Annotated in this window: 4 protein-coding genes; 1 reads left to right on the top strand and 3 read right to left on the bottom strand. The window is 42.2% G+C overall.

What is annotated here, in order from left to right:
• The first annotated feature begins 56 nt into the window (after window positions 1–56).
• Window positions 57–1,106, top strand: coding sequence for an NAD(P)/FAD-dependent oxidoreductase (locus tag HMPREF1154_RS06565; protein WP_009641838.1), 1,050 nt, complete (start codon window positions 57–59; stop codon window positions 1,104–1,106).
• A 71-nt stretch (window positions 1,107–1,177) separates the two neighbouring features.
• Here HMPREF1154_RS06565 and hisS read toward each other — a convergent pair whose 3' ends face one another.
• The 3 genes from hisS to HMPREF1154_RS06550 all read right to left on the bottom strand — a co-directional run bounded on the left by hisS (window position 1,178) and on the right by HMPREF1154_RS06550 (window position 13,924).
• A complete protein-coding gene (gene hisS / locus HMPREF1154_RS06560; RefSeq protein ID WP_009641797.1) occupies window positions 1,178–2,551 on the bottom strand; it encodes a histidine--tRNA ligase in 1,374 nt (457 codons plus the stop codon).
• A 79-nt stretch (window positions 2,552–2,630) separates the two neighbouring features.
• Window positions 2,631–4,541 (bottom strand): cell division protein FtsZ, encoded by a 1,911-nt coding sequence (gene ftsZ / locus HMPREF1154_RS06555; RefSeq protein WP_009641780.1) that lies wholly within the window; start codon window positions 4,539–4,541, stop codon window positions 2,631–2,633.
• Window positions 4,542–4,942: 401 nt separating this feature from the next.
• Entirely contained in the window at window positions 4,943–13,924 is an 8,982-nt protein-coding gene (locus tag HMPREF1154_RS06550; RefSeq protein ID WP_034567046.1) for a gliding motility-associated C-terminal domain-containing protein, read from the bottom strand.
• Window positions 13,925–14,100 lie beyond the last annotated feature (176 nt).

The following is a 14,100-nucleotide window of genomic DNA, read 5'->3' as shown; positions in this document are numbered from 1 at the left end:
TAACTATTTGTGATTTGCCACTATTTTCGTATTTTTGCACAATCAAACTAACTTTCATGAAAGAAACAGATATCATCATCATAGGGGCAGGGCCTACAGGGCTTTTTGCCGTTTTTGAAGCAGGCCTTTTGCGCCTTAAGTGCCACCTGATAGATACCCTTCCCCAACCTGGGGGACAGCTCACTGAACTCTACCCTAAGAAACCTATCTTTGATATCCCTGGTTATCCTAGTGTAGGAGCCGCTGAGCTGGTAGATAACCTTATGGAACAAATCAAGCAGTTCCAACCCGAATTTACCCTTTCGGAGACCGCTGTAACCCTTGAAAAACAAGCTGATAACACCTTTGTTGTTACCACTGACAAGGGCACCCAAGTCAAAGGCAAGGCCGTAGCTATCGCAGGAGGCTTAGGTACCTTTGAACCACGTAAGCCTGAGATAAGTAACCTTGCTGATTATGAAGATAAGGGCGTAGAATACTTTGTACGCAAGCCCGAACGCTTCGCTGGTAAGCGTGTAGTTATAGCCGGTGGCGGCGATTCTGCTCTTGACTGGAGTATTTTCTTGTCCAATGTCGCCCAGTCGGTTACACTGGTACATCGTCGCAATGAGTTTCGTGCGGCCTTGGATTCGGTAGAGAAAGTTAAGGCGCTCAAGGCAGCAGGCAAAATCAACCTTATCACCCCCGCAGAGGTAGTTGCTCTCAAGGGAGAGGGGCAGCTCTCCGCTGTTGTCCTTGAAAAAGAAGGAGTACAGGAGGAACTACCTACCGACTACTTTATTCCGCTCTTTGGTCTCACCCCTAAGCTAGGGCCTATTGCCGATTGGGGATTGGAGATAGAGCGCAATGCCATCAAGGTCAATAACGCTCTTGATTATCAAACCAATATAGAAGGTGTCTATGCCATAGGCGATGTGAATACCTACCCTGGCAAGCTCAAACTTATTCTCTGTGGGTTCCATGAAGCTACCCTTATGTGTCAAGGGGTCTATAACCGCCTCTACCCTACCAAGAAGTATGTACTGAAATACACTACCGTTGCAGGCGTTGATGGCTTTGACGGCTCCCGCAAAGAAGCAGAAAAAGCAGTCATCCAGTCCATTTAAGTGAAAAATGAAGAGTGAAAAGTGAATAACACATTGCGTGCTTGCACTTTTCACTCTTCATTCTTCACTAATCACTTTTCACTAATTACTTTCCCTATTTCTCCTATGGGGTAAGAGGCTTGTTCTCCTGTTTGCATATGCTTAAGAATGGCAGTACCTTCGGCCAGTTCGGTCTCTCCGATGAGTACTACATACCTTACCTTACGGCTGTCGGCATAGGCCAATTGTTTTTTGAGTTTGGCGGCTTCAGGGTAGAGTTCTACTCTATAGCCTTGGGCTCGCAATTGTTGTATCACGCCAAAAGAAGCCAAAGCCTCCTTATCTCCAAAATTAACACACAATACATCCAAGGTGTGCTCTAAAGTCTTGGGGAACAAATTCAATTGTTCTAAAACAAGATAGATTCTGTCCAAGCCGAAGGAGATGCCAACCCCACTCATGCCCTTAAGGCCAAATATCTCGGTAAGTTCGTCATAACGTCCGCCCCCACCTATAGAGCCTAAGGCAACTTCACGGGGTGCTGCTACTTCAAAAATAGCTCCTGTATAGTAATTTAGTCCGCGCGCTAAGGTTACCTCCAGCTCTAAAGAAGCCGTCTGTAAGCCCAACTGTTGGGTTTGCGCATAGATAAACTCCAAGTCGGCTACTCCTTCCAGTCCTGTAGGAGAAGATGCAAGTAAGTCCTTGAGTCTTGTAATCTTCTGGAAAAAATCCCCCTCTAGGGAGAACACAGGTTGGATTTTGGCTATGGCCTCAGGGGTAATACCCCTTTGGAGCATCTCCTCCTCTACCTTCTCCTTTCCTATCTTATCGAGCTTGTCCAAAGCCATGGTAAAGTCAATTAACTTATCAGGCGCCCCAATAATCTCGGCAAAGCCAGAGAGGATCTTGCGGTGATTCATCTTGACTGTAACCCCTTTGACTTGTAGAGCGGTAAAGACACTGTCGTAGAGTTGTACAAACTCCACTTCCTGCCAGAGTCCCTTAGCCCCTACCACATCGGCATCACATTGATAGAACTCACGATAGCGCCCTTTCTGTGGACGATCGGCACGCCATACGGGCTGAATCTGGTAACGCTTGAAGGGAAAACTAAGGTCGTTCTGGTGTTGTACCACATAGCGCGCAAAAGGCACCGTAAGGTCATAGCGCAGTGCCTTCCCACTGATATAAGTGGCCAGCTTAGCACTACTATGCTGCTCATATACCTCTGCAGGTACTTCCGAGAGGAAATCTCCTGCATCCAAAATTCTGAAAATCAACCTATCTCCTTCCTCTCCATATTTGCCCATGAGTGTTTCTGTCTTCTCGAAGCTGGGGGTCTCAATAGGTTGGAAGCCATAGCGCTCGAAGGCTTGGCGAATGGTCTGAATGATATAATTGCGCTTGGCGACTTCCTCTGGGGAGAAATCACGCGTTCCTTTGGGTATACTGGGTTTTTGCATTGTATTCTGGTTATTGTAATAAAAAACAGCTAATTTTCATTAACTGTTTTTTATTTGGTATTTGATTTTAATCTAATGACTAATCCACATTGTCGTGCAGATAGCTATTATTCTCACGTATCTGAGCTATATTATTAGAATCCAAGCTAATAGAGCTACGAGAAACTGATGGCGTCATAGTCGTGGAAGAAATATCCACATTCTTTCGCATATAAGCAGGGGTATTCTCTAAGTCCTCTATCTTATAATTGGTCTGGGAAGAGAACTGATAGCTCATATTCTTAAAAGTCGTTTTACGGTTAGCCGCATTTTCCTTAAGTGCTGAAAGATAAGCATTTTGGTTGGTCTCCTTCGGTTGGGTCGTCTTAGCTGGTTCTTTGATTCTCAGTTCCGCCTTGAACTCTTCCTCCTCTGTATCTCGCTGTGGAGAGCGTGCTTGGGTGAGCATTTCCTCTACTTCGAGGTAGTTCTCAAGGGTGTGTATGATCTTGCCATTTTCCTGAGCGGGAGCCGCTGCCGCTGCTTGCATCATAGGGGCTGCTTGGGGTTTTTCTTGCTCGAAATAGACCACTTTACGCTCTGCTACTTGCGGTCTTTGTGGAGCGGGAGTGGTTACCTTAGGGGCGGTTGTTTTTTTTTCTTGGTATATCACAAAATCCTCCTGCTGGATAGGCACTACACGTTCCACTATATCAAAATGGACAGGAATATGGTATAGGCTCTCATCTACCTTTAGGGGCTTTATTTTCTTTTCAGGGGCTGTATGTAGGGTGATACCCATGCTACTTTTGGCAGTTGCATCTACCACTGGTGCTTGCTCTGGGGTCTCATCGAACTGATAAACCACTTTTTCCTTTTTCTTTAGCGAATTTTCAAAAGAAATATCGGTAAAAGAAGATGTTGTATCCAATTCTTGTACAAATTGGGCATTATCATCCAAGGAATGGACTATTTTTTTAGGTTCAGCATCAATAATCTCATGTTGTTGCTCGGTAGAGAAGCCTGTAGCCACCACTGTCACCATGATTTTATCCTCAAGGGCAGGTTCCTCACCCATACCCATGATGATATTGGTCTTATAGCCTGTGGCCAATTCTATTCCATGTCCTGCCTCACGCTGTATGTATTCGTTGATTTCTCCTACTTCATCCATGGTGATTTCATCATTTCCGTAGAGGATCAAAAGCAATACATTCTTAGCTCCTGTGATACGATTATCATTAAGCAGCGGGGATTCCAAAGCTCCTTTGACAGCATCTAGGGCGCGGGTCTCTCCTGTACCATAACCTGTACCCATGATAGCGGTACCGCTATTGGAGAGCACAGTATGCGCATCACGAAGGTCGATATTCACTTCAAACTCCTTGGTAATCACCTCCGCAATCCCTTTGGCAGCAATGGTAAGCACCTCATCAGCTTTGGCAAAACCTGTCTTGATACCTAGGTTGCCATAAGTATCACGTAACTTATTATTATTGATTACAATCAAAGAATCCAACTGCTTGCGCAAGTTCTCAATTCCCTTTTGGGCTTGGGCAAGGCGTATTTCCCCTTCGAACTTGAAAGGACTGGTTACGATTCCCACGGTAAGGATCCCCATGTCCTTACATATCTTAGCGATAATAGGAGCAGCACCTGTACCAGTACCACCACCCATACCTGCGGTAATGAACGCCATCTTGGTATTGTCTCCCAGCATGGCCTTTATTTCCTCTATGCTTTCCATAGCGGATTGTTCTCCTACCTCAGGGTTGGATCCAGCCCCTAAGCCCTCGGTAAGTTCCACACCTAAGTAGATTTTATTTACGATTGGACTTTTGTCTAAGGCCTGACGGTCGGTATTACAAATGATGTAATCCACCCCGCGGATGTCCTGTCTGTACATGTAGTTTACGGCGTTTCCACCACCTCCTCCTACACCTATTACCTTGATTAGATTTCCTGTGCTTTTTGGAAGATCAAATGTCGCATTGTCAAATTCTATCGCCATATTTTTTTGCTGTTTTTTATTATTTCGTCGATTTGTGGTTAGTGGTTAATGATTAGTGGTTAGCCTTAAACAATTAATTATCAATAGCTTTAATCATTACTCATTAACGACATTTCTCATTATTGGTTTCGTGGCAAAATTATTGCTTTTTTTCTTAGTTATCAACCAAAAAACGAAATTTGTTTATAACTTTTCTCCTGTTAAAATAATTAATTAATATTCATACAATTAAGATATTTCTTTGACAATATTTTAAAGCACTCCACTTTTATTTTAAATAAGAAAAATGATTAAGAATTAGCCTATTAAAGTAAAAAGTGATTAGTGGTCAGTTGTTAGTGGTTAGCCTTTTTTTATGACTAACCACTAATAACTAACCACTAACCTCTATAACAGACTAATTAGTACTTAAGGTACAACCAACCTTTTTCGGTATGGGGTTGATCATCGGAGTCTTCATACTCTAAGATATAGTAGTAAGTTCCTTGTGGGAGCTTGCTATCTGCACTTATAGTCGCACGTCCGTTAGAATGACCGTCAAATGGCGCTTCGTTACCATAACCATCCTTTTCATAGACCAGTACGCCCCAACGGTTGAATATCTTGAGATTATTCTTAGGATAGTACTCTATACCGTCTATCTTGAAATAGTCATTGTGTCCATCTCCATCGGCTGATACCCCATTGTAGATAGTGAGCGGTTTGTCTTTGATCACTTCCACTCTTACCTTAGCTGTCTTACATACGCCTGGGTGTTCCTTCATACAGAGATTATACTCTAAATCATAAACACCTACTGGGGTACCTTGAGGAATTATCAAGTTACCTTGCTCGTCTATATAAGCACCTGAAATACCTCCATTATTATCCTCTATTTTAGCAGTCACCTTATCTAAATGATCAAGGGCATTCTTGCCTGCATATTCATCATTTGCTAAGACATTACCTACGTTTACAGCTCCCTTAGTGGTATTCACTGGTTTAAAGTCAAGGTCATCCACTGCCTTAAGAGCTGGAAGAAGCTTAAGTACGCCCTTAGCCGTCTTACATTCATTAGGAGCTGCTATCTTACAGATTGTATAGCTATAAGTATAGACTCCGTCTGGGGTATTAGGCTCTATAGTAATGGAACCATCCTCTTGGTTAATCACAATACCTGGCACCTCATTACCGTCTTTATTCTTCACTGGGTTTGATCTAAATGTCACATTCTTTCCTGGTTCTGGACGCTTGCCATCTACCTCATCATTAGCAAAGATACCTTTACTTTTATCTATATATTGCTTTGTATCATTGTTATTAGGCAACTCATGTTCGTCATCTCCAGCAGTAAAAGTAACTACCCTTATCGTTACTACAGCAGAAGAATTCTTGGTCTTATCATTCTTATCGCTTATTGTATAGTAGTACTTATGGATACCTGGGGCAATACCTTTTTCAACATCCACACGACCATCAACAAATCCCATTTTTAATTTAGGATCATCATTACGTTCAGTTAAAGTAGGTTCTATGATCACCTCGTTGGTAGTAAGACCTACTTTGCCTACGAATATATCGTTGTTGAGGACACTTGGAGTAAGACCTCCTGAAGTACCCATTTCGAACTCATCATCTTTGGCTAAGATCGTATTATCTACTACCTCAAAGGTTGCTTTTGCTTCTTCACTACAGTTGGTAGGTACAGCCTTCTCACAGATAGAGTAAGTATAGGTATAAACACCTACTGGAGTACCTTGTTTTACAGTAATGCTTCCGTTGTCATTCATAGTGATAGTACCTGCCTGAACAGCTGTACCATCCTGGCGTGTTACCGCTCTCTTGTGGAGGATCACATCAGTCTCTGGAGAAAGGATACCTGGCACACCTTCCAAAGTATCTACACCAGTTGAGAATACCGTATTGGTAGTGGTGTAATCCACTGTATTAGGTACCTTACCAAAGTCATCATCTACGGCCTTGATAGCACGGCTTGGTGTCGTATCAGGGGTTACAGTTATCGTCGCCTTAGCGGTATCACAAGGAGAAGTTGCTCCTTTGACACAGATTCTGTATTCTACTTCGTAAGTTGCTGGTGTAGCATTGTCTGGCACCTTAATCTTACCAGTGGCAGGATCTGCGGTTACACCTGTAAGGCCTCCGTCATTGGCGATAGTAATATCCACATTGGCAGCAGTGGCTGGATCTCCATTTACACGGTCGTTACTTAAGACATCCACCTCTCCTCCTTTGGCTACCTGTGTTTCAGGGTCATCGTTGGCATTGATAGTAGGTGTTGGTACTACATCTTCGGTTACTATGATTCTCACCTTAGCGGTATCACAAGGAGCTGTCGCTCCTCTTACACAGATTTGGTAAGTAATATCATAAGCTCCTGGAGTAGCATCTGTTGGTATCTTAATCTTGCCAGTGGCAGGATTTATAGTTATACCAGTAAGACCTCCATCAATTGGGATGGTGATATCCACATTGGTTGGGGTAGCAGGGTTACCATCTACCTTATCATTGTGGAGTACATCCACCTCTCCTCCTTTGGCTACTTGTGTTTCAGGATCATCATTAGCCTCTATTGTATGGTTGGTATCAGAGGTTACTGTGATCTTAGCTACAGCTGTATCACAAGTATTAGGATCGCTTAACAGACATATCTTATAGGTTACATCGTAAGTGTCAGGCGTTGCTGTGTTTGGCACTACGAGCTTACCTGTGGTAGGATCTACAGTTACACCTGTAAGTCCTCCGTCTGTAACAATGGCAATAGCTACATTAGTTAGTGTAGCAGGATTACCTCCTACCTTATCATTGTGGAGTACATCCACCTGACCACCTCTTGGGCTAATGGCTACATCATCTACAGCCTCAATAACTGGTACTGTTTCTACTACCTTGATTTCAGCAATTGAGGTCTTTTCAGTACCACATTCGCCTGTTATCTCTGCCCAGTAGAAGAGACTTCCTACTGTGTCAGTGGCTGGAGTGTAGGTGTTATTTCCTCCTACTTCAGTACCACCTGTATAGCTATTAGTAGTATTCTTATACCACTTATAGGTAAGGGTTCCCTCTCCTGTTGCTGCTGCTGTAAGTGGTGTAGCAGACGCATCATCCTTCACATAAACAGCACTTTGTGGGTTAGCCCCTATGATAGTAGCTGCCTTCTGAGCTTTGATCACAAAACTATCGGAAGCTACAGACTCACAATTGTCATTATTCTTAGCCGTAATGGTATAAGTACCCGCGGCAAGACCTGTAATCTCATGGCTGGTGTTATCCACAGTAAGTTGTGTGGCTCCATTCCAGTAGGTTTGTCCTGGTACATAGTTACTAATCACAGCCTTGGTAGGGGCAGCACAGCTTTCCGCAGTAAGGGTTACCGTTGGTTGGGCTGGTACTGCCTTCTGAGCTTTGATTTCAAAGCTATCGGAAGCTACAGACTCACAATTGTCATTATTCTTAGCCATAATGGTATAAGTACCTACAGCAAGACCTGTAATCTCATGGCTGGTGTTATCCACAGTAAGTTGTGTGGCTCCATTCCAGTAGGTTTGTCCTGGTACATAGTTACTAATCACAGCCTTGGTAGGTGCAGTACAACTTTCAGCGGTAAGGGTTACCGTTGGTTGAGCTGGTACTGCTTTCTGTGCTTTGATTTCAAAGTTATCAGAAAAATCAGAGGTACAACCATCTTTTTCTGCTTTTACCTTGTAAGTGCCTGCGGCAAGACCTGAAAGTACCCCATCAGTAGCTATAGTTACCCCTGTTACAGGTGTACCATCGGCCTTAGTAAAGGTATAAGTTACACCACTTGACACATAATTGCTGATCTTAGCCACAGTGGCAGCAGTACAGCTTTCCGCGGTAAGGTCAATTGTTGGTTTGTCAGGTGTAGGTTTCACCTCTACTTTTACAACATCACTGAGTACCTCTCCACAAGTACTATTGGTTATCTTTACATAATAGTACAAAGTTCCTGCTGTAGTAGTTAGTGGTACATAGCTATTGGCATTGGTGCCTACTGGAGTTCCTCCTGTAGTGCTATTGCTGGTATTACTATACCACTGATAGGAGAGTGTTCCTGTTATCCCATGGGTATTGGCTGTTACAGTAAGTGCCGTAGCGGTTACTCCCTGACAATAAGCAGCAGGTGCTATAGGCTGGGTAGAAATACTTGGCGCAGGCTGTACAGTTACCTTTACCTCTTGAGTCGCTTCACAACCATTGGTACGCTTTACTGTAAGTATATAGGTAAAGGTCTGAGTGGCGGTGAGCTTAGTACCATTATAATGGAAGTTTGGTTCCTTCACATTTGCGGTAGATAGGTAATCAAGCTTATCATTAGCGGTTTTACCTGTCCAAGTATATTGGTCATAGGAAACTCCAGCAGCGCTATAGGCTACTTTCTTGGTTTGGCTCTCACAAACGGTAAGGTTGTCCACCAAGCCTGTAATCTTCTCTGGTGCTGTAAGTGGTGCCACTACATCCCCACAGAGACATACGTTATCTTCGTTCTTAAGCACTAAGAGCAAGCGACATACCTTATCTTGATCCACCACAAAAGTAAAACTTTGTTCAGCTGAAGTAGCTCCTTTAGCCAAATTAAGTGCGGTAGTGGTATGGGTAGAGAGCTCGATATCTCCTGTATCCACTATATTATTATGATTAGCATCATAATAGAGAGCGGCCTTTACGGTTCCATTAGTAAGAGCAGCAACATCCGTTCCCGTGCCATTCTCTATCTTATACTTGATAGTGAGATTTTCCTTACCTGCTTGTGCAGTGGAGGTAGCAGAGACATCTTTAAGAGACAGTTTTGGACGTTCGTTCTTAATCGCTACCTTTTCTTCTTTGGAAGTACTTACCGTCATAGGAGGACAAGCTGTTCCACCACACATCACTCCCGTTTTGGCATCGGTAGCAATCACCTTAAGTTCCTTAGGTGTGGTGCAATCTATCAAAGCATTTGATTTCTGTATTATATGTATACCAAACTCAAAGAACTGTCCATTGGTCATTCCTGCAGGAATCTCCATAACCAACTCACTACCAGAGACCAATGTTTTCTCTTCTGCCTGTTTTCTCACAGGAGTTGACCAAAGCGCCCCAGGCCCATATGGTGTTCTACCATAGTAGTGTGCATACGAAGATGCTAACTCATAGCCCTCCGGAATGGTAAATCTTAGACGTGCATTAGGCCCCATTTGGAAAGTTGAGTTACTACTATTTACCGTTACACGCGTTTTATAAACAACACCACCGCCACATAGGGTTCCATTACCACTTACATAGGTCAGCGGATCCAATGTAATAGTATAGTCATTGATATTCACTCCAGCAATACCCGCAATAATAGCACGGGTCTTATCTCCTGCAGCAGAGGTGCTACAAAGGTTATTACCCTCTATATCTATATCAAAGGACGAACCTGCAGAGAATTCACAGTCAGGTTTTACCTTAAAGGTCAGTTTGAACTTGCGTTTATTACCATTTACAGGCTCTGAGATAGAACCAGGCAAGGTACCTCCTGGCAGTACATTACTCAAGTCATAGATATGTTTGTTGCCCTGGGTTGTATGGAGGATTCTTTTAACGCCTGTATTTTCATAATATTTGGTACCACTACCGAGAGGATATTCTATTTCCACATCAGAGAAAGTGATTCCATTTCCCTGGTTCACTATAAGTTTAGTATCATAGAGGTCTCCCTCATCAGCACTATTGATCTCATAGCTATAAGGAGTAGCCACACACATAGGGATACTTCCTTTCTTGTCAGGATTACTCTCCCCTGGGTTAGTAGCATCCGCCCTGATTTCTTTTTTGCTCTGGGCTACTGTTATATTATAGGTAATGAACTTATCACTACAAGTGTTGCGATAGCCCGTAGTAGGGTTCCCATTACAATTCCAACCAGCATAAACCTTGAGCTGAATGGCCGCAGCACAGTTGGTAATCTTATACTTGAGGTTAAACTGGCGCTCGCTATTCTTGAGTATCTTACCATCATTCCCCTTATCACTAAGAAAGAACATTTTTTCTCCTGTAATAGTATTTTTAGCGATATAAGTATACGTATTACCTGGGGTAGTCTCTTCTAAGGAGAGTACCTCAATACCTGCTACATCAGGAACAGAGATCCAGCCGAAAGGAGCATCGTATTCCTTAATATTCTTAAGCTTGAAAGTAGCCTCCATCACGCGCTTATTAGCTTTTACGGTTAATTGCGATATAGGCTCTATGGTAATCTCTGGCTTTTTACTTTCTGCAAAAAGTATAGGGCGGTCATTTAACTTATCAATAGCAATGGCACTATTGCCTGTTTCGGCATAGTGATAATAATAGTCTTCATACTCTATATTAGAGCTTACCATCTCATTCATTGCTTTAGCATCAAGACCTTGATCCCAATATGTTTTATTCCCATCTACTGTTTTAGCCTTACAAGAAGGTTGTATAAAAACTTTTAGATACTCATTATAGTCATTCACTACCGTTATCATCCCCGGTGGTAAATGCCCTGTAGTACCTTTAGGAGGATTTATGTAGGTATAGGTTTTCCAAGTGCCATCATCAATTACGGTCAATCTACTCATATCTACTGTTGCCTCTTTAGCAGCCTCTGCTATTTTATAAGTATAAGTATACTTAATATTGTTAATCCTGTAAGCACTTGGCATCTTGATTGTTATCTTTTTGGTAAGACGAGCAGGGCGGAACTCTTGTGAAAAATAAGTTCCTCCGGGCTTGAACCTACGTGCCGCATAAATAAGATTACCTCCTAATTCTACTATATTACAACCTGAAAACTCTTTGTATTCATTTGTAGCCAACATAGATTGTGTTTCGGCTATATAGAATATAGGCGTTAGGTTCTCTCCGCAGTGCTTTTCAGCGGTATGATAGCCCTCTGTACTAATAGTAACATCAGTAGCAGGATTATCAAGCGTATAGAAAAATGATTCTATACCCGACTGTATATCCATAGTACGGTCATTACTATTAGTGGGATTGCTATTCTTTACTTGGTAGGTGGCCACAGCTGTAAAAGTAACCCCTGCGGGAAGTGTACCTGCTGGCAATAACGAAGTCAGATTCCAACGAAAATAATTCTTACCTGCAGCATTGGTACCTCTCATAGGGTTATTAGGAGTAGCAGTAAAGGTCTGTTCTGCTCCACCATTTACCTTTAAGGTTATCTTCTTAGGTTCTAACTTGGCTGTATTTTCTACCTTTGCATAATAGAAAAGATTGGTAGCCGCCTTGCCAGTGTGCTGCTGCCCTTCGGAGATAAACTCTATATCATCCAAGTAGAGAGCTCGCATACGCTCTATAGACGATACATTAGCACGGGTTTGTCTAACAGCCATCGTATAGTCCTTCCAACCATACGAATTATCGGCACGCTCTACCTTAGTGCTGAGCATACGCGGTCCTTGTATGGTGCAAGATGTGGAGCAAATAGTAGGTATATTAGTAACTTGATTGCAAACCAAAGGAATATCACAATAAGTACCATCTCCATTCTTAACCATCAAATATACCGAATAGGTAATAGGTGCAGTAGCTCCATTACAGCTTTGTAAAAGAGCATCAAAACTAAGATAACCAGAAGTATTATCTCTGTCAGCAGGTGTATTGCTAGTGGTGATAGTTACCGTAGTACCTGCTTCTATATCAGGCTGATTGACAGGAGTTGTTGGTGAAGCCCCAAAAATATTCGTTTTGCGGTAGAGCTTTACATTCTGCAGCTTTATCCCTGCAGGAGTGGTTATTACATACTTGAACTGACGCTCATTATCTGCCAAGGTAGTATTTTTTGTTCTTTGGTGAATGCCAAGAGAAGGCCAGTTCATTCCAGGTGCTATATAGCCTGCAGAAGGTACATTTTCTACCAATTGGGCAGGAAGTTTAGAAGCATCATTTACCCCATTGAAATAGATACGCATAGTGCCATAATCTATCAGACGTAAGTCGGAGGAATCACGTTTACCCTTACATACATTATCATAGAGAACATAAGCCCTTGGCTGCAAACTGAAATAGTTCTTTGGACCTTTTCCTGGCTGTAGACACTGAAAGGATTGTTTTCTCTTTAAATCAAAAGCTATTTGAAAATAGGCATCTTTTTTAAGGTCATCTTTAAAACCATCACCATCTTCATCAGTAAATCCTACATCTCTTGAGCCTAAAGAAGCATTAGATACAGCTGCTAAATCGGTAAAATTAATGATACGAGTATCACCAGTACCTGTAGCTGAAATAGGAATTTCAGTTCCATCGGTAGCTACTAAGCGAATATTAATAGGTTCAAAAAAACTAAAACCTATAGTAGGATCACCATCAAAAAGTTTTACCTCTACGTTATAGGCAGTCCCTTTAGGATCGGCGGTTTCATTATTAAAACGCACATAATAAGTACCTAAAATATTTCCACAAAAGCCATCTTGCCATTTAAAATAGTTGAAGGCACTATTATCGCTGTGTCTAATAATAGGTATACCAGTACTCACACTGATGTTTCTAGTATTAGAATTAGTTTCAAAAATATCATTACTATTTGCAATACCACTTCCCCAATAAGCATAATAGGTGTTTTGCCTACCTGTGGTACATTTGTTTACGGTATATTTTTCGGTAATAGTAACTACTCCGTTATTTGCCAAGTTGGCATTAGCAATTTTATAGATAGGCTTCCCTGCATTAGGTAGTCCTGTAGGTACTGTCCCTACCGCAGTAAGCGTAGATCCGTTGTAGGACACACTATTACCCACTACATCGGCAGGATAGGCAATAGAGAAATATACATCTTTCACTATACCATTCCCTGTATTGCGAATATCAAAAGTTTCAGTACGTGCTCCCAACACATCAGTCTGAGTGGTTGGTAGCTGTACTGCCAAAGTAGGGCGTTTCAGTTCATAGGGGACTACATTCTTAACCGCTGGACTGGGTGATAGCCCTTGTACGGTAAGGACAGCCTCATCTTGTAAGCCTGAAGCAAGGGCAGGGTTGGTAAGCACTGCCTTAGTCGCCTTACGCTTGAACTTCACTGTTACACTGCCTGAAGCCCCTGTAAGGGTGAAGACAGGCTTATTGGCATCGGTAGAACCCGTTTTGAGGGATACAGTAGCCCCAGTAGCAGTTACTGTACCATACATATACTCAATTCCTGCTGCCAAGTTTACTTGCAGCTCTCCCGAAGTTTTCCCCGTAGGCATATTAAAGGAAACAGTAAGCTCCCCTATAGAGAAATCACTATTTCCAGCAAAATCTACCGGCGACTGAGCTATTACACTATTAATAGTTACCTGCCCCCATACAGCTCCCGTGGAGAGGGTTAACAGCGTGAAAATTAACAGTCTAACAAAAGAAGTTGTTCTTTTTCTCATTTCTTTCATGATTTAAGAAAACATTGTTTAATAAATTGGGCGCAAAAATAATATATTTTTCATATATTTACCATCTTTTCATGAGAAAAAGTTATCAATATTTGACAACAAAAATTTAAGTAATTTTTGTTTTTATCTTTATTCTTTGAATTACATAAGAGTGGTTAGTGATTAGT

This window comes from Capnocytophaga sp. CM59 (genome assembly GCF_000293175.1).
Lineage (GTDB): Bacteria > Bacteroidota > Bacteroidia > Flavobacteriales > Flavobacteriaceae > Capnocytophaga > Capnocytophaga granulosa.
The sequence above is the reverse complement of the archived record's forward strand: the minus strand, read 5'-3'. Positions and strand labels throughout refer to the sequence as shown.

Coding starts and splice junctions, on each gene's coding strand:
- HMPREF1154_RS06565 (WP_009641838.1), top strand. CDS start 57: ATGAAAGAAACAGATATCATCATCATAGGGGCAGGGCCTACAGGGCTT.
- hisS (WP_009641797.1), bottom strand. CDS start 2,551: ATGCAAAAACCCAGTATACCCAAAGGAACGCGTGATTTCTCCCCAGAG.
- ftsZ (WP_009641780.1), bottom strand. CDS start 4,541: ATGGCGATAGAATTTGACAATGCGACATTTGATCTTCCAAAAAGCACA.
- HMPREF1154_RS06550 (WP_034567046.1), bottom strand. CDS start 13,924: ATGAGAAAAAGAACAACTTCTTTTGTTAGACTGTTAATTTTCACGCTG.